A 26742-nucleotide genomic window follows, 5' to 3' on the forward strand; every position below is an offset into this window, starting at 1 on the left:
GATCATGACGACCTACCATGCCGAGAAACGCGTCAACCATGACGTGACCGATGCCTTCGCCTACCTGGCCGACCCCGCCAACCTCCCCGACTACTTCCCACGGATCACCTCGGCCAGAAAGGTCGGACCCGATCTGGTGCAGACGACGGCAGCGGTCGACACCGACGGCGACGGCAAGCCGGAGCGGGTATCCGGCGAGGCGTGGTTCCACGCCGACGAGGCCGCACACGAGATCACCTGGGGCTCGCCGGAGCACAGCGAGTACCACGGCTCGCTGAAGGTCACACCCGCAGGAGACGACACCACCCTGCTCAGCCTGCAACTCGACGCGGCCGACGAGCACCCCGGCATACAGCACGCGCTCGACGAGGCGCTGGACTCGATCGCGCACGAACTCGCGGCGCACTCCGGCGGCTGACCCTCGTCGCCCGGCTCCCACCGAAGAGTCGCCCGATCTGCGTCACACTGCGCTTCAGCGATGATTTCGCGCGCCGCCGGCCGTCATATCCGGTGATGGACCATCAACCGGAAGGAGAGCCATGACGGCTGACATCGTGCAGGGTGCTGCGACGCCGCAGATCGTCGACCGGCAGACCTGGTCGCGCGCCCGTGACGCATTGCTGGCCAGAGAGAAGGCGCACACCCGCGAGGGCGATGCCATCGCCGCGGCACGCCGGCGGCTGCCGATGACGCTCGTGCCGCCGGTCACCGTGCAGGGCCCGGGCGGCGAGACCTCGCTGGTAGACGTGTTCGAGGGCCGCCGACAGCTGATCGTGTACTACCACATGTGGCACGACGGGCAGCCCTGGGAGAACCAGTGTGAGGGCTGCACGTTCGCCACCTGCCACATGGACATGCTGGACTACCTGCACGCCAGGGACGTCACCTACGCCGTGTTCTGCGAGGGCACGTACGCCGAGAGCGCCCCGTTCCCCGAGTTCATGGGTTACCGGTTTCCGTGGTACTCGGCCCGGGACGCGGATCCGGTGCTGCTCGACGGGCGGGGCTTCGGCATGATCGCCTGCTACCTGCGCGACGACGCCGACCAGGTGTACGAGACCTATTGGACCACCGACCGTGGTGTTGAGGCGCTGACGACCAGCTACCACGCGCTGGACCTGACCGTGTATGGCCGCCAGGAGCGGTGGGAGGACTCACCCGAGGGCTGGCCGAGAATCGACGGGCACCAGTGGCGCGTCGACGGCCGCCCGACCGCGCAGTGGAGCCGGCCCGGGGTCGCGCCGACCGGATCCGCCGTGTCCTGCTGCGCTGGGCACTGACGCCGGACGGGTGAGCGGCCTTGCCTGGCCGTGGGGTGCTGAGCTCCAGGCAAGGCCGCACCGGTCCGCCCGCCACGCCGCTGTGCTGGCGTGAATGGACTACGCTCCCGACGCATGAGCGATCTTGGTGTTGCGCCGGAGACCCTCGCCCGCGCCGGGCATGAGCGATACCTGGCCGAGCAGACGGCCGCGGGTGTGCCGATGGGCGAGACCCCGGCCATGGCCACCTGGGAGGCGTTGCCCGACGACCTCAGGCAGGCCAACCTCGACCAGGTCGCCGACATCCCGGCCAAGCTCGCCATGGTGGGGTGCGCCGCCGCGCCCGCGGCCTCCGGCGACGCGGAGACCGCCTTCTCCGACGCCGAGCTGGAACTGCTGTCGGTGCACGAGCACGACCGCTGGTGCGCGCAGCGCGTCGCGGCGGGCTGGACGTACGCCCCGGTCCGCGACGACGCTGCGAAGCATCATCCGTCCCTGACACCGTGGTCGGAGCTGTCCGAGTCGGAGAAGGACAAGGACCGCTCCGTCGTACGCCGCATTCCACTGTTGCTGGCCCTCGGGGGTCTGCGCATGGTGCGCCGCCAGGGCTGAGGGCGCACGACGGCCGTAGGCCGTGACGTCAACCGGCGGACGGGCACGTCTGCCGGTAGGCGACGCCCGGCCCCGCCTCGGCCCACTCCTGTTCGGTCAGCCCCCGCCCGACGATCGCGCAGGCCGCCGACGGCGCGGAGACGAGCTCACGAACCGGCGTCAGGTCCCACAGCCGCACGATGCGGTCGTCACCGCCGGACAGCAGCCTGCCCGACCCGGCGTCGAATGCCACCGTGGTGACGGCTTCGGCCGAGGCGGGGATCGTCAGCAGGGGCTCGGGCCGGCCCGTGGTGGTGTCCCACACGGCGACGGTGCCGTCGACGGCGCCGCCGGCCAGCAGCGGCTGCGGCCCGGCGGCGAGCTGGACGACACCCGCGCGGGGCACCTGCAACGTCGTCAGCCGCTGCGGCCGTGCCGGGTCGGACAGGTCCCACAGCACCGGCATGCCCTTGCCCGCCACGGCGAGGGTCGCCCCGCCGGGCGTCCAGGCCACGGCCCACACCGGTTGCGGCTGACCGGGCACGGTCGCCACGACCCGCGGCGCGGCGGGGTCGGCGACGTCCCACACCGCGGCGGTCTGGTCGGTGCTGCCCGTGGCCAGCAGCCTGCCGTCGGCGGAGAACGCCGCCGACTGGACGCTGCCGGTGTGCGCGCCGAGGGTCGCGAGCCGCCGCGGCCGGGCCGGGTCGGCGACGTCCCACAGCGCCGCGGAACGGTCCCGGCTGGCGGTGACGGCGATACGGCCGTCGGGGGCGAAGGCGGCGTCCCATACGACGTCGGTGTGACCGGACAGGGTGGACAGCCGCCGTGGTGCGGCCCGGTCGCTCACGTCCCACAGCGCGGAGGTGCGGTCGTCGGACGCGGTGAGCAGGGTGCGCCCGTCCGGGCTGAACCTGACCGCGGTGACGGTGCCGGTGTGGCCGCGCAGGGTGGCGGTCGTGGTCGGCGCGGACGGGACGCTGAGGTCGTACAGCACGGTCAGGCCGTCCGCTCCCCCGACGGCGGCGGTCCGGCCGTCTGGGTGCAACGCCGTCGACGTGATCTGGTCGGCGCGCGGAGGAAGTCTCGCCACGGCGACGCCGTCGGCGGGCTGGTCGAGGTTCCACACGATCGCGGTCTGGTCGGCGCTGCCCGATACGACGGCGGTGCCCGCCGCGTCGAATCCGAGGTCCCACACGGCGTCCGTGTGGCCGGTGAGGGTGGCCGCCTTCACCGGGTCACCGGCGTCGGGCAGCCGCCACAGGTCGATCGTCCCGGACGCCCCGCCGATGGCCAGGCGGGTGCCGTCGGGGCTGAACGCCAGGCCCGCCGAGGACGTGTCGATGACCGTCTTGGACTTTTTCGGCGCGGCGGGGTCGGTGGTGTCGTACAGGTTCGTGCGGCCGTCGCGCCCGAGAACTGCCAGGCGCCTGCCGCCCGGGCCGAACGCGACTCGCGCGGCCCAGTCCGACCGGCCCGTCACGACGGCGACGCGGCGGGCGGCCTTCGGCTCGCTGACGTCCACGAGCAGCACGTTCTTCGTCGCCGCGCCGATCGCGAGCAGCCTGCCGCCGGGCGCGAACGCGATCGACAGCATCGGCGTGTCCGGATTGCCGAACGCCCCGCGCCGCTGCGGGGTGCCGGGGTCGGCCAGGTCCCAGAACACCGCCGACCCGTCCGCGGACGCGACGGCCAGCAGCCGCCCGTCGGACGTGAACGCGAGGCTCGTGGCGGGGCCGGTGTGCCCGGCCAGGGTCGCCAGCTGCCGGGGCCGGGCCGGATCGCCGACGTCGAACAGCATCGCGGTCGTGTCGGCGGAGGCGGTGGCCAGCAGTTTCCCGTCGGGGCTGAACGCCACGTCGATGATCGCGCCGGAGTGCCCGCTGATGGTGGCCAGTGCGCGGTGGCGGCTGCCGGCCGCGGTGTCCCACAGGGTGACGGTCTGGTCGCCGCTGCCACCGGTGGCGGCCACCTGGCCGTCGGGACGGAGCGCGGCGGCGCTGACGATGTCGTCGTGCCCTGCCAGCACGGCGCGGATGCGGCTGGCCGCCGTCGTGGCCACCAGCGGCTGCCCCACCGAGGGCTGCGGGTGCAGCGCGTACGCGGCCAGGCCCAGCCGCATCGCCCGGACCGGGTCACTGCCGCGGACCTTGGCGGCCAGCTCGGTCAGGGTCCCGGCGGCGGCGATGTCCCGCTGGTCCTGCGCGGCCTGGGCCTGCTGCTCGGCGCGCGCGGACTGGCGCAGCGCGTACACGGTGGCGACGGCGGCCGCCACGAGCAGCACCGCCAGCGCGGTTCCCCCGGCCCCTGCGGCCCTGATGGCCTGCCGGTGCCGCCGCAGATGCGTGCTGAGCAGCTCCTCCTTCGCGACCCGGTGCAGCGGTGCGGCGATGTCGCCGACGGCGGCGAGCAGCTGCGGCTGGCCCAGGGTCAGCGGCCCGGCGTCGCGGATGCCGCGCAGGTCCACCCAGCGCGGCTCGTCGTCGTGGATGCCGGCGAGCATCGGCGTCCCGTCCGGGCCGGGCGTCTGCCGCCACAGCGCCGGTGGCAGGGCCGTGGTCTGCTCGGGGTCGAAGCGGCGCAGGTGCTCGTCCCAGACGAGTTCACCGCCGGTCAGCGCGATGATGATCGACGATGGTGAGCGGTGTCGCAGCCAGTGCCGCACTTCCCGGTCGACGTAGGCCGACTCGGCCGCGCCGGGAGAGGCGAGCAGGATCAGGTGGCCGGAGTCGTCCATCGCCTGCTGCAGCGACGGCCACAGTGCCGGGTTGGCCGACAGGTCGGTGTCGTCGCGGAACACCCGCAGGGCGCGCGGCCGGTACCACGGCTTGCCGAGCACCTGGAGGCCGTGTTGCAGGCTGGTCGCCAGGTCGCGGTCGGCTGATCGGCGGTAGGAGATGAAGGCCGCGTAGCGGGTCGCCAAGGGATGCTCCCGTGTCGAGGTCGACGTGGTGGCGCAAGGGACCATGGTGGCACAGCGCTTGCCCTCGGGACACTCTGTGTAACCGTGCGTGGCGGGGCGCGTGCCCCCGGAGCAGCAGGACTTCGCCGCTCAGGGGCGCGGCTGTCGCCGATGCGACACCGGCCGTGCCGGTCCCTCTACAGCCGACATGCCAGCTCAGACCTGCCCGTTACCCCGCGCCGGGACGCGGAGGCGATCTCCGGCGATTGACGTCATCAGTTCTGCAGTCCAGCGGCGTACCGGGTGTCCTAGCCTGACTGTCGACAAAGGTCAGTAGATCATCGTGGTAAAGGAACGGGACGCGTATGCGGACGACACCACCGGCCGGCCGTCGCGGCCGTGCACTGCCCGCGGCCCGATGGGGTTTCGCGCTGACCGTGGTGGCCTCGGTCGTGCTGGGCCTGTGGGGGCTGGAGCTCTACACCCGCGATCCACGCCATCCGATCGACCTCAGCCTGCTCGATCTCGTCTATCACGACCTGCAGTTGTTCGTGCTCGACTCCAGTCCGCTGGAGGCGGGCGGGCCCTTCCCGTGGCAGCTGGAGATCGCCCGGTTCCTCGCCCCCGCCGCCACCGTCTACGCCCTGTTCGAGGCCGGCCGGGCGATCTTCGCCGTCGAGTGGCAGCGCCGTCGCCGTCGCCGCCGCCACGGTCACGCCATCGTCGTCGGTGACACACCCACCGCCACCGCCATCTCCGCCGAGCTGCGCTCCACCGGCCGGTACGTGGTCCACGCCGACACCGGCGACGCCGCCGCCCTGCACGATGCGGGTGTGGCCGGAGCCGCCGTGGTGTACGCCTGCGCCGACGACCGCACCGACAGCAGCGTCAACGTGCTCACGGTGGCCACCGCGAGCCAGGCCCGCCGCTCCGGCAAGGCTGGCCCGCTAGCGGTGTACGCCCACGTCAGCGACCCCGCCTACGCCCTGTCGCTGCGGGCACGGCACCTCAGCCAGCCCCACGTCGGCGCGGACTTCTTCAACATCGACGAGCTCGCCGCCCGGGAGTTGGTGCGCCGCGACGCCGCGACGTTCGAGCACGGCCCCGCGCACGTGGTGATCGCGGGCCTCGGCGCGTTCGGGCAGGCGATGGTCGTCGAGCTGGCGCGGATGTGGCAGCTGCGGGGCCGTGGCGACCAGCTGACGGTGACGCTGGTCGACCCGGCAGCCGCTGACCTCGCCGAGCAGCTGCGACGGCGCTGGCCCGCGGTGGCGGAGTCCTGCCGCCTGCGCCCGATGCCCGGCCACCTCGGCGACATGGCCGGGCAGGCGGTGTCGCCGCCGCCGCACCGCACGTACCTGTGCCACGAGGACGAGGACGCCGCGGTGCTCGCGGCGCTGACGGTGACAGCCCTGTGGCACGGCGGCCCCCGGTCGCTGGTGTTGCGCCTGGACCGGCTGTCCCGGCTGGCCGATACCTTCGGCAGCGACCCGGCCAGTCTGCTCGACGACTTCGAGGGTGTCCTGTGGCCGGTCAGCGTCGGCAGCTTGATCGTCAACACGGTCCAGAGCGACGACGGCACCATCCATGAGGACACCTACCAGCGTCTGGCCCAATCCATCCACCACCTCTATCTGCGTCGCCAGCAGGACCGGGGCGGTCGATTCGGTGAGACGGCGGCGCTGGTGCCGTGGGAGCAGCTGGACCCCGCCTACCGTCTGGCCAACGTGAGGCAGGCGCGTGACATCGGCGCGAAGCTCACCCGGTTGGGGTGCACCGTCGCGCCCCGCACCGGCGACGGCATCGAGACCGCCGACGACGTGCAGGTGGAGTCCCTCGCCGTGACCGAGCACGAACGGTGGATGGACGAACGCGTCCGGCAGGGCTGGACGTATGGCGACGTGCGTGACGAGCATGCCAAGACCCACCCGAGCATCAAGCCCTGGGATCAGCTGCCCGAGTCCGAACGTGAGAAGGACCGCGACGTGGTACGCGACATCCCGCTGATCCTGGCCGACTTCGGGCTGCAGGTCGTCCGGCTGCCGCAGCGCACCGCCACGGGCGTGCCGCAACCGCGCGGCGCGTGAGGCCCCGGCGGCCGGTCACCGCCGCCCGACCTCGGCGATCGCGCGGCGCAGCGCCCCGGCGAAGTGCCGGACGTCGTCGGGGCCGGGTCCGTAGGCGAGGATCCGCTCACCGTCGAGCATCTTCGCCAGCAGGCCCTGGGGCGTGCCCGTCAGCGCGACCCGCTCGTCGGCCAGCACGGCGACCCGGTCGCGCGCGCCGACGAGGATCCACCGGCCGGCGAACATCGGCTTGATGTTGCGGACCTCCCACAGCAGCGCGTCGGTCGGGTTCGACACGTCGATCACGACGATGTCGCATACCCCCGCCAGGCCTCTGATCGCCTGCTGCCAGAACGCCGTCGGCACCGCCACCACCATCAGGCGCGGCGCGAAGGTCTTGCGCGCGGCCGCCGCCAGCTGCCGCGCCGCGCCGCCGACCTCGTGCTGGCTGGTCAGTGCCCGGCTCGCCGCACGTTCGGCGCGACGAGCGGCGCGGTGCGCGCCCAGCGCCACCGCCATGATCACAACCACCAGGCACACGAAGAACACGGCGACCGCGAAGGCTAACGCGTTGATGATGGCGATCATGGGACCGGCGAGGAAACGTTCCGCGGTCGAGTCGGCGCTGTTGATCGCCTCGTCGAGGTTGCGCTGTGCGTCGGCGTCGTATCCGCCGCCGCACAGGTAGAAGATCACGATCGCGGCGAGCCCGCCCATCAGGATCCAGACTCCGGCCGCCACGCGCCGCTTGCCCGCACCCGCGCCGATCGGGACGACCATCGCGTCGTCGAGCGTGACCAGCCGCAGCGAACGGCCGGCGGCCGACTTCAACGCGAAACTCACCGTCCGGGTGGTGTCGCCGAAACCGAACTTGCGCAGGTACAGCCCGAGCAGGCGGCGACCGCGGATGACACGCAGGCCGACCACCGGGAACACCACTGCCACTGCGGCGAGCAGCAGCAACTGCCCCAGGCCGGTGGCGGACGGCGGAGTGTTCTCGACTCCCTCCACGATGTTCGAGCCGTAGAGCACCAACGCGCCCAGCGGCAGGACAGCCGCCAGGGCTCCGGTCACGAGCAGTGCCACGCCGATGCACACGGCCAGGAACCGGCCCAGGGAGCTCCAGCCGTGCCCGCCCGGCACGTCCTCGATGATCGTTACTGCCATGGCGTACTCCTCATGAAGAACCGACCGCCCGCAACAGCATCCGGTGCCTCAGACGACGGTACTGTCGGCTGCGCGACAGGCCGACTGAGCCGTTATCCGCGTCAAGGCCCTCGGGTCAGAGGCGTGCGGCCGGGTCAGTCGCGGTCAGGCGTCGCCGGCCGGTTGTAGGGTGCCCGTGTGAGCGGGTACGTGTTCATCAGCTACAGCCGGGCAGATCGCTCCTATGTAGAGCAACTCGCAGCCCAATTCGCCGCAGCGGGCATAGCGTGTTGGTACGACCACGCGCTCGCGCCGGGCGATCAGTGGGAGGACGTGATCCGCACCCAGGTCGAGGGCTGCGCGGCGCTCGTGGTGGTGATGACGCCCGACTCGGACGGTTCACGCTGGGTCAAGCGGGAACTGAACCACGCCGAGAACCACGGTAAACCGATTCTCCCGCTGCTACTGCAGGGCAGCGGCTTCTTCAGCCTGTCTGATCTCCACTTCGCGAACGTGACCGGCGGCCGCATGCCCGAGCTTGAGGTCCTGGACCGCCTCCGGCGGCTGGCGTCCTCTGGAGGACCGGACACGGTCCGGTACGAGGTGAGCCTCGTCCTCACCGGCCATGACAAACACGTATGGGTGGTCGCGTACGCGCCGGACGGACGCCAACTCGCGACAGCCGACGCAGCCGGCACGGTCCGGCTCTGGGACACGGCCGCCGGTACACCGCTCCACACCCTCGCCGGACATCGCGGCGCGGTGTTCTCGGTGGCGTACTCACCCGACGGGAGCCGGCTCGCCACGACCGGCGCGGACGGCACCGTCCGGGTCTGGAGCACAGCCGACAGCGCTCCCCTGCAGACCCTCCACGGCCATGACGATTCCGTATGGTCCGTCACGTACTCGCCGGACGGACGCCACCTGGCCACCGCGAGCGGCGACTCCCTCTTCGCTCCGCATCCCGGCACGGCCAGGATCTGGGACCCCGTCACCGGCAGTCAGGTGGCCGTCCTCACCGGTCACACCGACTGGGTCCGCATGGCGGTGTACTCGCCGGACGGACGCTACCTGGCGACGACGGGGGACGACGCGACGATTCGGCTCTGGAATCCCGACACCGGCCGGCTTGAGCGCACCATCGCCGCACATACGGCGGCGAGGTGCCTGGCGTACTCCCCTGGCGGGCTTGAACTCGCGGCAGCCGACGAGAACGGGGTCATCCGCCTGTGGAACCTCGACGCCGACGGCCGTCAACGCACCCTCACCGGCCACCCTGGCGGCACGACGTCACTGGCGTATTCCCCTGACGGACGTCGCATCGCCACCTGGGGCACGGACATGCTCGCGCGGTTCTGGAACGCGACCACCGGCAGCCTGGAGTACACCCTGCCCAGCCACGGTGGCGGCGTGGTGTCACTGTCCCACTCACCCGATGGCCGTCATCTCGCCACGACGAATCTCGACTTCACGGTGACCGTCTGGCGGGCGACGGCGCAGTAGATCACCCTCCCGGCCATAGCGTTCGTTCTCTCCGGATCGGTGAGTTCACGCCGCGCCCGGCGATCTGGCAGGAGCGGGTCACCACGTCGTCGCGTTCGGCGCGCAGGCTCCGCTCCGTCAGGCCGATGACGGCTGCCACTCCCGCCTGAGCAGCCCGTAGACCCACGAGTCGGAGACCTCGCCGTTCACGACGCAGTCTTCCCGCAGCGTTCCTTCCCGTACGAACCCGAGCTTCTCCAGCACGCGGGCCGATGCGACGTTGCGGGTGTCGGTCTCCGCCTGGACGCGGTTGAGGTCCAGCGTGTCGAACGCCCACAGCAGCAGGGCACGCGCGGACTCCGTCGCGTGGCCGTGGCCCCACGCCGCCTCCTGGAAGCAGTAGCCCAGCGACGCGCTGCGGTAGACCGGATTCCACCGGTTCAGGCTGCACCATCCGAGGAACATCCCGTCGGACACGCGCTCGACGGCCAGCCGGGCACCGGTGCCCTCCTGCGCCATGTGGCCGCATGCCGCGATGAACCGCTCGGCGCGGTCGCGCTCGCTCCAGGGCGGCGCGTCCCAGAAGCGCAACACATGGGCACTGCTGTGCAGCGCGAACAGGTCGTCGGCGTCCGCGTCCCCGAAGGGACGCAGTCGAAGGCGCTCGCTGTGCAGGGTCGGGGTGGGCAGCGACATGCGCGTCATGCTCCCCGCGGTGCCGATCGCCCGCAACGCGATATCCAACAGAACGTGGGCCCCGGGAGACTCCCGGGGCCCACGTCGTCATGTCATCCGTCTCGCTCGGACCGCAGACTCACGGCCCGGCGAGAGAGGTGACTCATCGCCTACCGGCGACCCTGGTTCAGCTGCGTCACCTGGTCGGCGGTGAGTTCGTACCCGTACAACCGGAAGTCGTCGATCAGTCCGTCGAACCTCGAATCCCCCCAGCTCGTGCCACCGATGAAGTTGGCCGTGGTGGTGCCGCCCACGCCTACGTCACCGATACCGATGGTGAAATCGGTACGGGTGGCCTGCAGGACCCCGTTGAAGTAGATCTTTCCGGTCGATCCGTTCATCGTGAACACCACGTGCGTCCACTCGTTGAGCGGCAGGTCCCTGCCCGCACCGAGCAGCAGCCGTTCCTGGTTGGCGACTCCGGCCGCCTTGAACGTCGCCCCGAGCCCGGTCGTCGTGCCGTTCGTCGACGACTGGATCAGGAAGAACGTGTCGGTGCTGCTGCCGATCTGGACCAGCGGCACCCAGCTCGGCAGCGTGTCCGGGCGGGCCCAGAACGACACGGTGAACTGCTCGTCGAGTCCGGCCGCGATGTTGTCGGCCATCTTGACGTGGTTGTTCGTGCTGGCGGCACCGCCGGGCAGCGAGACCGCGCTGCCGTACTTGCCGGCTGCGCTCCAGCCGGTCGTGCCCAGGAAGGAGGCCGCCCCGATCGACGACTTCGCTCCCGTGTTCGCGGCGGAGGTGCCCGTGTTCTCGTCGAAGGTGTAGCGGACGGCGACGCCCTCGTTGTACACCTTGGCGATGTCCGCGGCGGACAGCGTGGAGGTGTACAGGCGTACGTCGTCCATCAGACCGTCGAACGGTGCGTCGCCGTATCCGTTGCGGCCCAGCCAGTTGTTGGCCGTCGGCCCGACCTCGGTCATGCCGACGGTCAGGTCGGTACGGGTCGCGATCACCACGCCGTTGAGGTACAGCGTGCCGATCGAGCCCTGCCGGGTGAAGGCCACGTGGCTCCACTGGTTGACGGCCACGTCCTGCGCCGGGGTGGCGAAGACGCGCTCCTCGGGGCCGGTCTTGCCCTTGAAGGTGACGGCGAGTCCGGTGCTGCCACCGGCCTGTGTCTGCATCTGGATCTGGTAGTAGCTGCCCGCGGAGCCGAGCCCGTCACCGATGTGGAACAGGCCGGTCCAGTTCGACTTGGTGTCGGGGCGGACCCAGAAGGACGTGGAGAAGTTCGCCGCGCCCTGCAGCAGGTTGTCCGGCAGGTCGACCGCGTTGGTGTTGGCGCCGCCGGGCAGGTTGATCGCCTTGCCGAGCACACCGTTGGTGGACCAGCTGGTGGTCCCGGTCAGCACGGCCGAGCCCACGTTGACGGAGCCGGTGTTGGCGGCCGTGGTGCCCTGGCCCTCCTCGAACTCGTAACGCACCGGGATGCCCGTGGCGGGCGGCGGGGCGTTGTCGCCGACGATCACCAGGTCGTCGACCATCAGGCCGGTGCCGGTCCCGGTCAGGGTGAGCACCTGCGAGGCGGTCGCGGCGGTGAAGGTGCCGGAGTAGGTGGCGTAGGCGGCTGTCGACGGCTGCGCTGTCGTGGCGGTGAGCGTGGTGCTCAGGCTGCCGATCGACAGGTTGGCCGTCGCCGCGGCGGTCCCGGAGACCCGGGCGTCGCGGGCATAGCGCAGCGATATCCGGTATGTGGCACCGGGGGTGAGATCGCTGACGGTGCGCCGGAGGCTGCCCGAGGCACCCAGCGACAGCTGGTAGCCGGTGTAGCCGAGGCCGCCCTGACCGGTGGCGTTACCGCGCACGAGCTGGACCTGGCTGGTGACCGTCCACGGCACCATCCGGCTGTTGCCGGCGGCGACGTCGACCGTCGCGGGCGGGTTGTTGGTGCGCCACTCGGCGGGCAGGCGCGGGTACTCGAACTGGTCGACGACCCGCGGGTTGAGGTTGGTCATGATGACCGCGGGGTCGATCTTGATGATCTTCGCGACCGACGGGGTGCCGGCGGCGTCGAAGGCGAACAGCATGTACGCACCGGCCGGGGCGTAGTTGCCGTTGACCGGCGAGTTGATGGTCACCGTGCCACCGGACTGGGTGAACGCCAGGTTCTGGAAGTTCTGGTCGTTGTTGAACCCGTGCGTCACGGAGCCGTTGCGGAGCAGCGCGATCTTGGAGATGGTGCCGGTCGCGGTGATCTGGAAGGTGCCGTTGTAGCCGATCTTCGCCGGTGCCGTGTTGATCACCGGGCGAGGTGCGGGGTTGTTGCCGTCGAACAGGTACGACGGGGAGTAGTACTCCACATCGGTGTAGTTGCGCGGACCGGGAGCACCGCCACCGCCGGCCATCACCCGGCCGTCCGGCAGGAGCAGCGCGGTGGAGTGGTAGAGCCGGGCGCGCTCGTTCGGGATGACGACCTCGGTCCAGGCGCCGGTGTCCGGGTTCCAGATCTCGGGGTTGGTGACGTAGCCGCCGTTGCCGTTGTTCTCCCGGCCACCGCCGGTGACCAGCACGCGGCCGTCGGGCAGCAGCGTCGAGGTCGCCCAGTGGCGCTGGTACTTCATCGGCTGGGTCGCCGTGACGACCGGGTTGGCGGTGCCGCCGGTGATGTCGATGATGAAACCGGCACGGGCGCCGTCGGGGCCGCCGCCGTTGCCCCACCAGCCGCCGCCGACCTGCAGGATCTTGCCAGGGCGGTACATCGTGGCGGTGGAGGTGGCGCCGACCGGGTTGCCGTTGGCGCCCTGGTTGGAGATGTTGGTGGGCAGGGTGCCGCGCAGCGTCAGCTGGCCGGTGCCGCCGTTGCCGTACGGGTTGAGCTCGTACATCTGGGTGCCGGTGACGTTGAACAGCGTCCCGGTGGTCGGGGACACGAACGCCCGCGGGTACCACCAGCGGTTCTCGTCGTTGCCGGCGTGGTCGGACCCGCCGTCGCCGTACGCGGCCGAGTTCGTCGCGCCGGTGAGCTTCTTCCAGCCCGAGCCCTGCTCCGGGGTGTAGATCTCCGGGGTGAGCACACCGCGCCCGCCCGGTCCACCGGAGAGGCTGCCACCCTGCACGACGACGTCGCCGTTGGGCATGGTGGTGCCCGTCGGGTACCACCGGGGGTAGTTCATGGGCGCTTCGTTCTGCAGCCCGTTGTTCGTGGTGTAGCTGGTGACGCCGACCGCGCCGTCATTGGGGGCGTTGCCGCCCATGCCGTCGTCGCCGCCGACCGTCATCGTGGAGTGGTCGTGCGGGGACTGCACCTGCATGGCGCAGAACAGGTCGGTGTAGGTGGTGTTGGGCAGGATGCCGTTACGCAGGTTCGCCAGGGTCCGTGGCTGTGCCGGGTCCCAGATGTCGACCTCCATCTGGCCGCCCTGCGTCACCCCGTCGTTGCCGGTCCAGTCGTACGGCGTGGTGTCGTTGGCCCAGCCGCCGACGCTGCCGAACGACTGCACGCGGCCGTCGGAGGTCAGCGCCATGTTGATCGGCACCAGCGGCCACGGGGTGACCCCGCTCCAGGAACCGGCCTGGTCCTTGACCGGCGGGGAGCAGTCGCCGGCCAGCAGCTTCGCCGCGTAGGCGAGGCCGTTCTTCATCTGGGCGAGCATGTAGGACTCGCTGTAGGCGGTGCCCTCGTGGCCCATGGAGGTGTACCAGGACCGGCCGGAATCGATCGTCTGGCACCAGGTGACCGGGTGCGTCGAGCCCTGACGGCCCATGCCGTAGGAGGACTCGTCGGCCTGGATGAGGGTGCGTACCCACGGCGCCGGGTTGACGACCCAGTCGTACCACTCGTCGCTGCGGGTGAGGCTGGCCGTCACGCCCTGGGTGAGCGGGTGGCTGGTGTTCGTCACGAACACCCGGCCCGGCCGCACGCCCGGGTTCTCCGGGTGGCCTTCGGACACGGCGCCGACGAGGCGGGCGTAGAACGGGTTGACGTCGTGCTCGCTCTCGCCGACCGACCATCCGGTGTAGTGCAGGCCCATGAAGCCGCCGCCACCGCGGATGTAGGTCTCCAGCGCGGAGCGCTGCGAAGCGTTGAACAGCACGCCACCGGTCTGGGCGAAGACGACCGTGTCGCGGATGGCGAGGTTGGCGGTGTTGAACGCCGCCGGGTCGTCGGTCTCCTGGATGTCGACCGGCTGGCCGTACTGCGTGCCGAGCTGGTTGGCCAGGTCGCGCACGGCCTGGCGGGCCTGCACGTTGGAGGCGTGGAAGTTGGGCTTGTAGAACAGCAGGACGCTGAGCCGGCCGTCGTTGTCGGGGGCTGCGTGCGCCGCGACGGGGATGGACAGTCCGGTGAGGACCAGGGCCAGCGCGGCGACGGTGGCGACGGCTCTGCGGGACAGACCTCCCAGCATGCGGTCGAGATGGGAGCGGGCAGACCTGCGGGGCACTTTCATAAGAGATCCCTTGAGGTTCGGCGGCGTGGCGGCGAGAGGACGGACTCCGCCACGGAGCCTGAAGGTAAGACACTCGTGAATCGACTGTCAAGAACTGGGTCTACATACATGAACCCTTGATTTGATCCGTTCGCATATGAGAACCAAGATTCGCATGCCGATCTCGTATCGCCGGACAGTTGCCTCGCTGTCTGACGAATCGGGCGCACCGCAGGCGGCGTTGGATACGCAGGTAGGCCCGCCGGAGGCGTCTCCGGGGGCCTACCTGATCAGGTCGTGCCTGCCGCTCACCGCGACAGTGAGCGGTCGGTCAGCGCAGTTCGGCGATGACGGTCTTGAGCTCGGTGTAGTCGTCCAGGCCGAACGAGCCCAGCTCGCGTCCCCAGCCCGACTGCTTGAAACCGCCGCGCGGCAGGGTGACGTCGTCGGCGTGCCACGTGTTCAGCCACACCGTGCCGGCGCGCAGGCGCGCGCCCACGCGGTGCGCGGTGCCGATGTTGTTCGACCAGACACCCGCGGCGAGCCCGTACACCGTGTTGTTGGCCGCCGCGACGGCCTCGTCCTCGGTGTCGAACGGGATCGCCGTCACGACCGGGCCGAAGATCTCGTCGGTCTGCACGGCCATCTGCTCGTTCACCGACGTGATCAGCGTCGGCGCGACGAAGAAGCCGCGGTCGCCGACCGCGTCGGCACTGCCGGCGTTCAGCACCGCGCCGTCGGCCACCGCGCCACGGATGTAGCCCAGCACCTTCTCGTGCTGCTCCCGCGAGACCAGCGGGCCCATCTGCGAGGCCGCGTCGAAGCCGTCGCCCACCCGGATCGCCCGCGCGGCCGCCGCCACCCCCTCGACGACCTGGTCGAAGACGCCGCGCTGGACGTACAGGCGCGAGCCGTTGACGCAGCACTGCCCCTCGTTGAAGTAGCCGCCCAGCACCGCACCGGCGATCGCGGCGTCGATGTCGGCGTCGTTGAAGATGATGTTGGGCGCCTTGCCGCCGAGCTCCAGGGAAACCTTCTTGAGGTTGCCCGACGCCGCGGCGGCGATCTTCTTGCCGACCTCGGTGCTGCCGGTGAAGGCGACCTTGTCGACGCCGTGGTGGTCGACCAGCGCGGCCCCGGTGTCACCGAAGCCGGGCAGGATGTTCACCACCCCAGCGGGCACGCCGGCCTCCAGCAGCAGCTCGCCGAGGCGCAGGGCGGTCAGCGGCGTCTGCTCGGCCGGCTTGAGGATGACCGTGTTACCCGCGGTGATCGCCGGGACGATCTTGAAACAGGCCATCAGCAGCGGGAAGTTCCACGGCACGATGCCCGCCACGACACCGACCGGCTCACGGCGGGTGTAGGCGTGGAACTGCTTACCCGGCACCGACATCGGGATGGAGGTGCCCTCCATCTTGGTCGCCCAGCCCGCGAAGTAGCGGAACAGCTCGGCGGAGATCGCGACGTCACCGTCGCGGGCCGCCTCGACGCGCTTGCCGTTGTCGAGCGCCTCCAGCTGGGCGAACTCCTCCGCGTGGGCGTCGATGAGGTCGCCGATGCGCCACAGCAGGTGCGAGCGCTCGCGCGGGGTCATCCGCGACCACGGCGACGGCGACTCGAACGCCGTACGCGCCGCCACGACCGCGCGGTCCACGTCGACCGCGGACGCGTGCGCGACCTGGACCAGCACCTCCTCGGTCGACGGGTTGATCGTGTCGAACGTCCTGCCGTCCTTGGCGTCCACCCACTCGCCGCCGATGAGCAGCTGCTTGGGCGAGGACAGGAACGAGCGGACGGCGGGCAGGAGCGTGGAGTTCTCGTGGGACATGGTGGCCTTCCATATGTGCGGATACACGGGGGTCGAACGGTTATTTGATGATCGATACCTTCGACCAGTCGAGGGTGAGTGCGACGGCGACGATGATGATCGCGCCGTACAGGATCTGCTCGTAGGCGGACGGCACGCCGACGATCGGCAGGCCGACCCGCAGCAGCGTCACCACGAGCGCGCCCGCCAGGCTCCGCCACAGGCTGCCGTGGCCGCCGGTGATGGCGGTGCCGCCGACGACGATCGCGGCGACCGCCGGCAGCAGCAGGTTGTCGGCCATGGTGGGGCCGCCGCTGAACTGCCGGGAGACCAGCATGACCGCGGCGAGCCCGGCGCACGCGCCGGAGACGCAGAACGCACCGATCTTGACCAGGTCGACGGGTGTGCCCGCGAGCCGCGCGGCCGACTCGGAGTAGCCGGTGGCCGAGATCCAGCTGTGCAGCGGGGTCGCCTTGACGACGGCGGCGATCAGGGCGACGACGAGCAGCGCCGTCGCCGCCGACATCGGCACGTAACCGGCGAGGTACAGCTCCAGCCACGCGACCGGCGTGTCGTCGACGACCCGTACGGTGCCCGCGCCGGACACGACGAGGGCGACCGCGGACAGGATGCTCATCCCGCCCAGGGTGACGATGAACGACGGTATCCGCAGCAGCACGTGGGCCACGCCCTGTACCGCGCCGATCGCGGCCGCGACGGCGATGACGACCGGGGTGGCCAGGCCGCCGAGGTCCGGCAGCCACAGGGCCAGCAGGACGGTCGACAGCGAGGCCAGCGCCGCGATGGACAGGTCGATGCCGCCGCACAGGACGATGAGCGTCGCCCCCGCCGCGAGCACGATGAGCGGCGCGGCGGTGCGCGCGACAGCGGTCAGGCTGCGCTGGGTCAGGAAGTCCGGGTCGGCGATCGTCAGCGCGGCCACCAGCGCCACCAGGGCGATGAGCGGCATGAACCCGGTGATCCGCTGGGCGCGGCGGGGGCCGCTCTTGGCGGTCGCGGGTTCGGCGACCGGCGTCACGGCGACGGGAGTGCTCATACCATCTCTTTCACGAGGTCCAGGGGGCTCGGCTTGCCGCCGTTGGGGCAGGCGACCTCGGTCACGACCCGGCCGTCGTTCATGACCAGGATGCGGTCGGCCATGCCGATGGCCTCCTCGAGGCTGTCGGCCAGCAGCACGGTGGCGACGCCGCTGGCGGCGAGTTCGCGCATCAGCCGGTACACCTCGGAGCGGGCGCCGATGTCCAGGCCGCGGGTCGGGTGGTCCAGCAGCAGCAGCCGGATGTCGCCGGCGACCAGCCAGCGGGCCAGGACCACCTTCTGCTGGTTGCCGCCGGACAGCCGCTGGATCGGGGTGTCGCGGGTCGGGGTGCGGATGGACAGCCGCTCGATCCAGCGGTCCACCAGCCCGGCCTGCTTCGCGGGGGCCACGAACGGGCCCGCGCAGCGGGCCTTCTGCTTGGTCAGGGTCATGTTCTCGGCGACCGACATCGGGCCGACCATGCCCTCGGTCTTGCGCTCGGCGGGCACGTAGCCGATACCGGCGGCGCACGCGGCGCGGGTGTTGGGCAGGCTGATCCGCTTGCCGTCCATCCGGATCTCGCCTGCGGTCGTCGGCTCGATGCCGAACAGGGCCCGGCAGACGTCCTCGCGGCCCGAGCCGTGCACACCGACGATCGCCACGACCTCACCCGCCGCGACGTCCAGGTCGACGTCGCGGAACGACGCGCCCGACAGGCCGCGTACGGACAGCCGAGGCTCGGCGGCCCCGACGGGCGTGGCGGCGTTGGAGTGGTAGTGGTCGTCGGACCCGGTGGAGCCGATCATCATGCGGTGCAGCTCGCGCGGGACGGCCCCGGCCGTGGCGACCTCGCCGACCGACTGGCCGCCGCGCAGCACGGTCACCCGGTCGCACACGTCGAGCACCTCGTCCAGGCGGTGCGAGACGAAAACGACGGACGCGAACTCGCGCAGCCGGCGGATCTGCGCGAACAGGGTGTCGATCTCCTTGGACTCCAGCACCGAGGTCGGCTCGTCCAGGATGATGACCGGCGGGTGCTGGCTGCGCTGCTCGATGCGCAGCACCTTCGCGATCTCGACCATCTGCCGGTCGGCGAAGGAGAGGCTGTCGGTACGCGCCAGGGGGTCGATCTTCGAACCGATCTTGTCGAGCTGCTCCTGGGCCAGCCGCCGCATGACGTCCCAGCGGTAGACGCCACGGCGGACCGCGCCGCCTTCGCTGCCGAGCAGGATGTTCTCCGCCGCGGTCAGGTTGGGCACCAGGGACTGCTCCTGGAACACCATGCCGATGCCGTGGTCGGCGGCCTCGACGACGCTGCGCAGCTTGACCGGCTCACCCCGGACGTAGATCTCACCGGCGTCGGGGGTGACCAGGCCGACCAGGGCTTTGAGCAGCGTGGACTTGCCCGCGCCGTTCTCCCCGGCCAGACCCAGCACCTCGTGCTGGTGGACGACCAGGTCGACGCCGTCGAGGGCCTTCACCCCCGGGTAGTGCTTGACGAGGCCGCGGACCTCCAGCGCCGGCACCGGCGCGGACGTCGCGGGCTCCCGCTCGGCTGGGACGCTCACTTGACCACCTGGTTCCTTCGACGCTGCGGGATGACCGCGGCGGCGACCGCGGCCACGACGATGAGACCCTCGACGCCACCCTGCCAGTACGGGCTGACCCCGACCTGGACGAGACCGTTGGTGAGCACCATGACGAGCAGGACACCCACGGCGGAGTGCAGGATGCCGCCCCGGCCGCCGGTGAGCAGGGTGCCGCCGACGACGGCGGCGGTGATGGCCGAGAAGTCGTATCCGTTGCCGGCCTGCACGAGACCGGCGCCGAGCTGGCTGGTCACCATGACCCCGGCCAGCCCGTAGAACGCCCCGGCGAGGGTGAAGACCGCGACCTTGTACGGCTTGACCCGGACCCCGGACAGCGTCAGCACCTCCTCGGCCCCGCCGATCGCGTACGCGTACCGGCCGAGCCTGGTGTAGCGCTGGATGAGCCAGCCCGCCAGGATGCACGCGGCGGCGATCCAGGTGAGGTAGGACAGGCCCAGGAAGCGCTCGATCGCCCAGCTCTTGAGCATGACGTCGGAGATGTTGGGCTGGACCCCGGCGAACATGAGGGTCGCGACGCCGAGCCCGATGGCCGACACCCCGAGCGTGGCCATGAACGACGGCACCTTCAAAGTGACCAGCGCGAGCCCGCTCAGGAAACCGAACGCGCAGCCCATCGCGACGGCGACGGCGATGCCGAGCAGCCCGAGGTCGTTGTCGTTGCGGTTGTTGGCCACGAGCAGTGACACGGTCAGCGCGGAGGCGCCCATCACCCCCGCCGACGACAGGTCGATGGACCCCATCATCAGCACGAAGGTGATGCCGCAGGTGACTACGGCGAGCACGGCGGCGGCGTCGACGATGTTCTGGACGTTGGCGATGCTGCGGAACTGCGGGCTCAGGGCCGCGAACACCGCGAAGATGACGACCAGCGCGACCGGTGGGCCGGCGTCGCGAAACGCCGTGCCCCGCCGAATGATCCGGCGGGGCACGGCGGCCCCGGTGGTGACCGTCACTTCAGGGGCCCGGCCACACGCTTGAAGACGTTGGCGCAGTCGAAGTCCGCGGGGTCGGTCTTCGGAGCGGCGAACTGGGCGGCGTTGTCCTTGGTGATGAGGAACTGCTCGGCGAAGAACGCCCGGTTGTCCGCGGCGATGTCGGCGACCTTGATCTTGCCGGTGGCGGCGCAGAAGCCGATCGCCAGGCCGATGCCGCCCTGCCAGGTGCCGTCGCTGGAGACGGTGGCGGTCATGGTGCCGTTCTGGACCGCGGTGACGGCGTCGGGCACGGCGTCGATGCCGACGACCGCGACCTTGCCGGACTTGCCCGCCTGCTGGAGGGCTTCCAGAGCGCCGAGCGCCATGTCGTCGTTGGCGGTCCAGATGCCCTTGATCTTGTCACCGTGCTTGGTCAGCAGCGTCTTGGTGACCGTCAGCGCCTCGGCGCGGGAGAAGTTGGCGGTCTGCTGGTCGAGCAGCTGCACGCCCGGGTTCGCCTTCAGCGACTCCTGCAGGCCGGCGAACCGGTCCTTGGCGGCCGCGGTGTCCAGCACGCCCTGCAGCGCGATGATGCCGCCCGAGCCGCCGATCGACTTGGCGAGCGCGTCACCGATCTGCTTGCCCGACTCGACACCGTTGTAGGTGATGTGGCTGATCCACGTCTTGTAGTCCGACGGCTTCAGGTCGGCCGGCTTGTTCCACTGGGTGACCAGGAATGCGCCGGCCTTGTCGGCTCCCTTGACGATCGGCGCGGTGTCCGAGTCGCCGTTGGGGAGCACGTTCATGACCAGGCACTTGGTGTCACCGGCGAGGATCTGGCTGATCTGCTCCTGCTGCTTGGTCGAGTCACCGCCGTAGGTGAGGCGCTGCTGGGTGAGGCCGACCGACTTGGCGAAGGCGTCGCCGCCGTTCAGCCACGAGGCCTCGTACGGGTTCGACTCGTTGCGGACCTGGCCGACCAGCTTGACGTCGGCCGGCTTGCAGGCGCCCGCGGCGTTGGGGTCGGCCTCGCCGGCCGGCGCCTCGCTGCACGCGGTCAGGCCTGCGACTGCCAGGGACAGGGTCAATAAGACTGCGGTGGGACGGAATTCGATCTTCACGTTGATCCTCGATCTCTTCAGTGCCGGAACATCCGGCTGGGGGTGACGCAAATCGAGCGAGAAAACCTGCCGCCGGTGGGCTGGTGGCGGTCGGCGGATCGTACGGGTTTGGTGCGCTGGAGGCCAGGGTCAGCGGGCCATCCAGCCTCCGTCGACGACCAGGACATGGCCGTTGACGTAGTCGGCGGCGGCGGAACTCAGGAAGACGGCCGCTCCGGCGATGTCGGAGGCGTCTCCCCAGCGGCCCGCCGGGATGCGCTCGAGGATGGACCGGGAGCGGTCCGGGTCGTTACGCAGCGCGGTGGTGTTGTCGGTGTTCATGTAGCCGGGTGCGATGGCGTTGACCTGCACGCCGTGCGGGCCCCACTCGTTGGCCAGGGCCTTGGTGACCCCGGCGACGCCGTGCTTGCTGGCCGCGTACGCCGCCACCCGCAGGCCGCCCTGGAAGGACAGCAGGCTGGCCACGTTGACGATCTTGCCGTGGCCGCGCTCGGTCATCGGTGCCCCGAACTGCTGGCAGAGCAGGAACAGGCCGTTGAGGTTGACGTCGACCACGCGGTTCCACGACTCGCGGCTCACGTCCACCGAGTCCGCGCGGTCGATGATCCCGGCGTTGTTGACCAGGATGTCGACCTGGTGGTCGCTGTTGACCTGCGCGGCGACCCGCTCGACGGCGTCGTGGTCGCTGACGTCGAGCTCGACGATCCGCACGTCACGGCCGAGGTCGGCCAGCTGGTCGCGGGTCGCGGTCTGGCTGCCCGGCCGGCCCAGCAGGACCAGGTCGGCTCCGGCCTGGGCGAGCCCGCGGGCGATGGCCTGCCCCAGGCCGCGGCCCGCACCGGTCACCACGGCGCGTCGGCCGGTCAGGTCGAACGGGGAAGCGGCGTTCACAGATCCTCCAGCGCCACTGGCTGCAGATCGGTGTAGTCGTTGTTCTCCCCGCCCATCGCCCAGATGAAGGCGTACGAGCCGGTGCCGACGCCCGAGTGGATCGACCACGGCGGCGAGATGACGGCCTCGCGGTCGCGCACGACGAGGTGGCGGGCGGCGCCCGGCTGGCCCATCAGGTGGAAGATCCGGTCGTTGTCGGCCAGGTCGACGTACATGTAGACCTCGGTGCGCCGGTCGTGCAGGTGCGGCGGGAACGTGTTCCAGACCGAGCCCTCGGCGATCACGGTCACGCCGAACTGGAGCACCGCGGTCTGCAGCTCCTGGCCCCAGGCGTAGCGGTAGAGGCTGCGCTGGCTCGCGCCCTGCGCCGTGCCGAGCTTCACCGGCTCGATCGCGGCGTGGCTCAGCAGGGCGGTGGGGTAGGTCGCGTGCGCCGGGGAGGAGACGAAGTAGAACGCGGCGTCGGCACCGGCGAACACGACCTCGCTGCCGCGGCCGACGTACAGCCCGTCGAGGTGGCCCAGTTCGAACTTCTCGCCGTCGACCAGCACGTGGCCCGACTGGCCGACGTTGATGATGCCCAGCTCCCGGCGGGTCAGGTGGGAGGGTGTGCCGAGCACGTCCCAGGCGGGCAGTTCGAGCCGGCCCGCACCGGGCACCGCACCGCCGACGACCAGCCGGTCGTCGTGGGTGTAGACCCCGTGCACCTCGCCGGTGCTGAACAGGTTCTCGACGAGAAAGTTCTTTCGCAGGTCCGCATTCGTCGCCGTCTCCACGCTGGACGGCGATGCGGAGTGCCTAACCTCGATCAAAACTTCTCCTCGTTTGTGAACCCGGTTCCGCTATGTGAACTGACCGCGACCATACCTATGGCCCCGATCACGAGTCAAGGGGCCGAAGTCGGTCCCTCCATGTGAACTGTGGTTTAGTGTTGTACGCCGGGTACGTGCGAACATGGTTGATTGATGAGGAGGCCCGCGGTGGACGCGGACAAAACGGTCAACGGCAGCTCCGGCACCTCGGAGGTCAAATCAGCCGCGCGTGTCCTCGACGTCCTGGACGACATAGCCGCCAACGGCCCCGGCACCCAGCTGCAGCTGGCCACCCGCCTCGGCATCCCCAAGAGCAGCCTGCACGCGCTGCTGCGCACCATGTGCGCGCGCGGATGGCTCGACACCGACCAGACCGGCAGCGTCTACCGGCTGGGCGTGCACACGCTGACGGTCAGCTCCGCCTACATCGACGGCGACCCGGTCCTGGCCCGCGCAAGCGCCGTGATGGACGAGATCGCGGCGGCCACCGAGGAGACGGTCCACCTGGGCCGCCTGGAGGGCGCCGAGGTCATCTACACGGCCAAGCGCGAGTCCAAGCACCCGCTGCGCATGTACTCCGCCGTCGGCCGCCGACTGCCCGCCTACAGCACCGCGCTCGGCCGGGCGATGCTCGCCGAGATGCCCGAGGACGTGCGCGGCACGTTCGTCCCGCACCAGATCAAGGCCATCACGTCCCAGACGATCACGAACCGCGACGTCCTCATCGCGACCATCGACAAGGCCGCCCAGCTCGGCTACGCGGAGGAGACCGAGGAATCCTGCCTGGGCGTACGCTGCTTCGGCGTCGCGCTGCCCCTGTCGCACCAGTCGGTCGACGCCCTGAGCATCGCGGTCCCGATCAGCCGGCTCAAGAAGGGCCGGGAGGACTTCATCATCGAGACCCTGCTGAGCGTCAAGGCCCGCCTGACGGCGATGCGCGACAACCGCCTCGCGCGCTGACGCGCCCTCTTCACGGCGGTGGGGCCGACCACCCACCGGTCGACCCCACCGCGCCACCCGTCCAGGCCGCTGCCGACAGGCGTCGGTAGCCGCGCGTGCGCACCGCCCGGCCGCGCCGAGCCACGCGCACCCCGACGGCGGTGTCAGCCCTTGTCGAGCGCGGCGATCACACCGGCGCGACTGGCGTCCTCACTGGCCAGCACGCCGCCGTTGGCGACGACGTCGGGCGTGATCTCGGTGAACACCATGCGGACGTCCTGCGCACGGGCCCCCAGGATCTCGACGGCATTGTCGGTCACGGCCCGCGCGAACGCCCTGCGCTGCTCGACTGACCTGCCCGCGAGCAGTTCGACGGTGATGTTAGGCATTGCGCCCTCCCCAAATGGCTGTCCACGTGATGGACCTGAGTTCACTGATGTGAACGCACGCTACCGCGCCGCCTGGTGCGTCGCAACGCAGGACAGCACCCCGGTCCAGTTCACATACTTGACATTGGTTCGACCTGTTGGTCGAATCACTGCGACCCCCGCGGCGGCGAGCCCGCGCACGGACCCCCGGCGAGCCGACTCGTCCTGAGGCACGAGGATGCGACATGCGGCGCAACGACATCGGATCCGCCCTGGTCCCGGCCGTCCGGCACCACCGCCGCTCGGCCCGGACCCTGACCTGGCGCGTCACGCGGGTCAGCGCCGCGGCGCTGACCGTCGGCGTGTTCGGCTTCGCCTCCCCGGCCGCCGCCCACGTCAGCGTCACCCCGTCGACGACCGCGGCCGGGGCGCACGCCGTCCTGCAGTTCAGCATCGGGCACGGCTGCGGGGACTCGCCGACCACCAAGGTCACCATTCAGATCCCCGCGCAGATCACCGCGGTCACCCCCACCCGCACAGCGCTGTGGACGATCGCCAAGCAGACCGCGACCGTCGACCCGCCCGCCGTGGACGCCCACGGCAACAAGATCACCCAACGGGTCGCCTCGGTCACGTTCACCACGCAGACCCCGCTCCCGGACGGCTACCGCGAGGTCCTCGAACTCACCGTCCAGCTACCCGAAGCCGCCGGAACCGCGCTCGTCTTCCCGACCATCCAGACCTGCGAGCAGGGCGAATCGGCCTGGATCGAGGTCCCGCAGGACGGGCGGAACGTCGCGGAACTCGAACTGCCCGCGCCGAGCTTCACCACCACCGCCCCCACGGCGGGCACCGCCCACCACCCGGCCACCGGTGACGCCCACGCCATGCAGCCGCCCGCCACCGCGGCTGCCCCGGCGACCGATCGCGCGCTGACGCTCGCCGCGCTGGCGGCCGGCATCCTCGGCTCGATCCTCGGCGGTGCCGCGCTAGTACGACAGCGCCGCAGGCCATGACCGGACGGCGGTCACGGCGCATCAGGGCGACGACACTGCTGGTGCTGGTCTTCGTACCCGCGATCCTGCTCGGCTTCCCGCAGCCCGCCCAAGCCCACGCGCACCTGCTCAGCAGCACCCCTGCCGAAGGCGCGGTGCTGCCCAGCCCGCCCGACCGGGTCCTGTTCACCTTCGACGAAGCGGTCCGCGGCGTCCCCGGTGGCGTCCAGGTCTACGGACCACAGGGGGAACAGGTCGAGGCGCGTCCGGCCGTCACCGGGACCGAGCTGGAGGTCGCGCTGCCCGCCCGGCTGAACAACGGCACGACCGTGATCACCTGGCGGGTCGTCTCCGAGGACGGCCACCCCATCAGCGGCGCGCTCACCTTCTCCGTCGGCGCGCCCACCCCCGTCAAGACCCCGGCCGCGAACGGCTCCGACAGCACCCCCGCAGTGCCCTGGACGCTGACCGTGTCCCGCGTGTTCGGCTATCTCGGCCTCCTGCTCGCCGCCGGGCTCGTCGCGTTCGCCACCCTGTTCCTGCCCGCCGACCCCGGCCTCGACCAGCCCCGGCGCCGCCTGGCCAGGCTCGCCCGCGCCGCCGCGGCCGTCGCCGCCGTGGCCTGGCTCGCCGCGCTGCCGATCACCGCGGTGTACCTGCTCGGCGGCGGACCTTCGCTGCTCGGCGAGGGAGCCACCTGGTCCTCCGTGCCGCTGACCGAGTACACCGTCACCGCGGCCGTCGTCGGCGGACTGGCGCTGGCCGTGACCCTGCTCGGCCCCGGCCCGGCACCCCGGCGCACTGCGGCGGTGGTCGCCGCCGCGCTGGCGGTCACGGCTCCCGCGCTGGTCGGGCACGCCCGCGCGGCGAGCCCCGAACTGCTCGTCGTCGGCGCGGATGTGCTGCACCTGCTCGCGGGCGGCGTCTGGCTCGGCGGGCTGGCCGGCCTGGCGCTGACCCTGCCGACGATGTCCGGTCAGGGCACCGTCGCGGCCGGGGTGCTCGCCCGGTTCTCCAGCGCCGCCGCCGGCGTCCTCGCGGCCCTGGTCGCCACCGGCACGCTGCTCGTCTGGCGGATCCTCGGTTCGTGGACCGCGCTGGCCGACACCGGCTACGGCCGCCTCGTGGTGGCCAAGATCGCCATCGCGCTGGCCGCCATCGCCATCGCGGCATGGAACAGGTGGTCGCTGCTCCCCCGGCTCCAGCACGCGGCGAGCAGGACCCGTCAGGCGCACGTGCGACCGGTGGCCCGCGCCACCGCGATCGAGGGCGTGCTGCTCGCCGTCGCCCTGCTGGTCACCGGATTCCTCGTCGACACGAGCCCCGAGGGCGGCACCCGGCCCGCGAGCGCGTCGACCGAGGCCAATCCCGACACCCGTGACACGACCCTGGGCGACATCAGGGTGCGGGCCTCGCTCACCCCGCTCACCCGCGGCCCCAACACCATCACCCTGCGGCTGAGCACCGCGACCGGCGAGCCCACCGAGGGTGTCGCACCACCGGTGGTACGCCTGACCGCCGACGGGGCGGCACTGGGCGCCATCCCGCTGACACAGGTGTCGGCGGGCCACTACACCGCGCAGGTCATGCTCCCGGTGGCCGGAACGTGGCGGATGCAGGTGTCGCTTCGCGTCAGCCAGTTCGCCAACCCCGTGGGTGAGCTGGAGTTCACCGTCAGCTGACAGCCGCCGC

General features: G+C 71.1%; 20 protein-coding genes. 8 read left to right on the forward strand and 12 right to left on the reverse strand.

Going from position 1 to position 26742, the window contains the following annotated elements; genetic code table 11:
* Window positions 1-4 precede the first annotated feature (4 nt).
* The 3 genes from HAV40_RS03445 (at window position 5) to HAV40_RS03455 (ending at window position 1871) form a co-directional block, all read left to right on the forward strand.
* Window positions 5-418 (forward strand): SRPBCC family protein, encoded by a 414-nt coding sequence (locus tag HAV40_RS03445; protein WP_166378871.1) that lies wholly within the window; start codon window positions 5-7, stop codon window positions 416-418.
* A gap of 121 nt (window positions 419-539) precedes the next feature.
* Window positions 540-1280 carry a DUF899 family protein gene (locus HAV40_RS03450; RefSeq protein WP_166378873.1) on the forward strand — a complete coding sequence of 247 codons (741 nt, stop codon included), beginning with the start codon at window positions 540-542 and terminating at the stop codon, window positions 1278-1280.
* A 114-nt stretch (window positions 1281-1394) separates the two neighbouring features.
* Entirely contained in the window at window positions 1395-1871 is a 477-nt protein-coding gene (locus tag HAV40_RS03455) for a RyR domain-containing protein (RefSeq protein WP_166378875.1), read from the forward strand.
* Window positions 1872-1899: 28 nt separating this feature from the next.
* Here HAV40_RS03455 and HAV40_RS03460 read toward each other — a convergent pair whose 3' ends face one another.
* Entirely contained in the window at window positions 1900-4773 is a 2874-nt protein-coding gene (locus tag HAV40_RS03460; protein ID WP_166378877.1) for a TIR domain-containing protein, read from the reverse strand.
* A gap of 344 nt (window positions 4774-5117) precedes the next feature.
* Here HAV40_RS03460 and HAV40_RS03465 point away from each other — a divergent pair, with 344 nt between their 5' ends.
* Window positions 5118-6839, forward strand: coding sequence for a RyR domain-containing protein (locus HAV40_RS03465; RefSeq protein WP_166378879.1), 1722 nt, complete (start codon window positions 5118-5120; stop codon window positions 6837-6839).
* Window positions 6840-6854: 15 nt separating this feature from the next.
* On the opposite strand, the gene HAV40_RS03470 is transcribed toward HAV40_RS03465, so the two are convergent.
* Complete coding sequence (locus HAV40_RS03470) at window positions 6855-7985, reverse strand: hypothetical protein (protein WP_166378881.1); 1131 nt, start codon at window positions 7983-7985, stop codon at window positions 6855-6857.
* Window positions 7986-8162: 177 nt separating this feature from the next.
* Between HAV40_RS03470 and HAV40_RS03475 the strand changes: the two genes are divergently transcribed.
* Window positions 8163-9467: a toll/interleukin-1 receptor domain-containing protein gene (locus HAV40_RS03475; RefSeq protein WP_166378883.1), complete on the forward strand. Its 1305-nt coding sequence runs from the start codon at window positions 8163-8165 to the stop codon at window positions 9465-9467.
* Window positions 9468-9584: 117 nt separating this feature from the next.
* Here HAV40_RS03475 and HAV40_RS03480 read toward each other — a convergent pair whose 3' ends face one another.
* The 9 genes from HAV40_RS03480 to kduI all read right to left on the reverse strand — a co-directional run bounded on the left by HAV40_RS03480 (window position 9585) and on the right by kduI (window position 22748).
* Complete coding sequence (locus HAV40_RS03480; RefSeq protein WP_166378885.1) at window positions 9585-10142, reverse strand: GNAT family N-acetyltransferase; 558 nt, start codon at window positions 10140-10142, stop codon at window positions 9585-9587.
* Window positions 10143-10291: 149 nt separating this feature from the next.
* Window positions 10292-14533 (reverse strand): LamG-like jellyroll fold domain-containing protein, encoded by a 4242-nt coding sequence (locus HAV40_RS03485; RefSeq protein ID WP_203671625.1) that lies wholly within the window; start codon window positions 14531-14533, stop codon window positions 10292-10294.
* A gap of 352 nt (window positions 14534-14885) precedes the next feature.
* Window positions 14886-16382, reverse strand: a complete 1497-nt coding sequence (locus HAV40_RS03490) for an aldehyde dehydrogenase family protein (protein WP_166378889.1) — start codon at window positions 16380-16382, stop codon at window positions 14886-14888.
* A gap of 40 nt (window positions 16383-16422) precedes the next feature.
* The gene (locus HAV40_RS03495) at window positions 16423-17418 is read right to left on the reverse strand and encodes an ABC transporter permease (protein ID WP_166378891.1); all 996 of its coding nucleotides are present in this window, start codon (window positions 17416-17418) and stop codon (window positions 16423-16425) included.
* Window positions 17415-18968 (reverse strand): sugar ABC transporter ATP-binding protein, encoded by a 1554-nt coding sequence (locus HAV40_RS03500; protein WP_166378893.1) that lies wholly within the window; start codon window positions 18966-18968, stop codon window positions 17415-17417. The genes HAV40_RS03495 and HAV40_RS03500 overlap by 4 nt, the downstream gene beginning before the upstream one ends.
* Complete coding sequence (locus HAV40_RS03505) at window positions 18965-19963, reverse strand: ABC transporter permease (RefSeq protein WP_203671627.1); 999 nt, start codon at window positions 19961-19963, stop codon at window positions 18965-18967. The genes HAV40_RS03500 and HAV40_RS03505 overlap by 4 nt, the downstream gene beginning before the upstream one ends.
* Window positions 19960-21045 carry a sugar ABC transporter substrate-binding protein gene (locus tag HAV40_RS03510; RefSeq protein ID WP_166378895.1) on the reverse strand — a complete coding sequence of 362 codons (1086 nt, stop codon included), beginning with the start codon at window positions 21043-21045 and terminating at the stop codon, window positions 19960-19962. Before HAV40_RS03510 ends, HAV40_RS03505 begins: the two co-directional genes overlap by 4 nt.
* Before the next feature lie 129 nt (window positions 21046-21174).
* On the reverse strand, window positions 21175-21936 hold the full coding sequence (gene kduD, locus HAV40_RS03515; protein WP_166378896.1) for a 2-dehydro-3-deoxy-D-gluconate 5-dehydrogenase KduD: 762 nt from the start codon (window positions 21934-21936) through the stop codon (window positions 21175-21177).
* Complete coding sequence (kduI, locus tag HAV40_RS03520) at window positions 21933-22748, reverse strand: 5-dehydro-4-deoxy-D-glucuronate isomerase (protein WP_166378898.1); 816 nt, start codon at window positions 22746-22748, stop codon at window positions 21933-21935. The genes kduD and kduI overlap by 4 nt, the downstream gene beginning before the upstream one ends.
* 168 nt (window positions 22749-22916) lie before the next feature.
* On the opposite strand from kduI, the gene HAV40_RS03525 reads away from it, so the two are divergent.
* The gene (locus HAV40_RS03525) at window positions 22917-23708 is read left to right on the forward strand and encodes an IclR family transcriptional regulator (protein ID WP_203671629.1); all 792 of its coding nucleotides are present in this window, start codon (window positions 22917-22919) and stop codon (window positions 23706-23708) included.
* Window positions 23709-23851: 143 nt separating this feature from the next.
* Here HAV40_RS03525 and HAV40_RS03530 read toward each other — a convergent pair whose 3' ends face one another.
* Complete coding sequence (locus HAV40_RS03530) at window positions 23852-24076, reverse strand: tautomerase family protein (RefSeq protein ID WP_166378902.1); 225 nt, start codon at window positions 24074-24076, stop codon at window positions 23852-23854.
* 224 nt (window positions 24077-24300) lie between these two features.
* Here HAV40_RS03530 and HAV40_RS03535 point away from each other — a divergent pair, with 224 nt between their 5' ends.
* Window positions 24301-25071 (forward strand): YcnI family copper-binding membrane protein, encoded by a 771-nt coding sequence (locus HAV40_RS03535; protein WP_166378904.1) that lies wholly within the window; start codon window positions 24301-24303, stop codon window positions 25069-25071.
* Window positions 25068-26732 (forward strand): copper resistance CopC/CopD family protein, encoded by a 1665-nt coding sequence (locus HAV40_RS03540; RefSeq protein WP_203671631.1) that lies wholly within the window; start codon window positions 25068-25070, stop codon window positions 26730-26732. The genes HAV40_RS03535 and HAV40_RS03540 overlap by 4 nt, the downstream gene beginning before the upstream one ends.
* The last annotated feature ends 10 nt before the right edge of the window (window positions 26733-26742 follow it).

Source organism: Catellatospora methionotrophica (genome assembly GCF_011297335.1).
In the GTDB taxonomy this organism is placed as follows: domain Bacteria; phylum Actinomycetota; class Actinomycetes; order Mycobacteriales; family Micromonosporaceae; genus Catellatospora; species Catellatospora methionotrophica.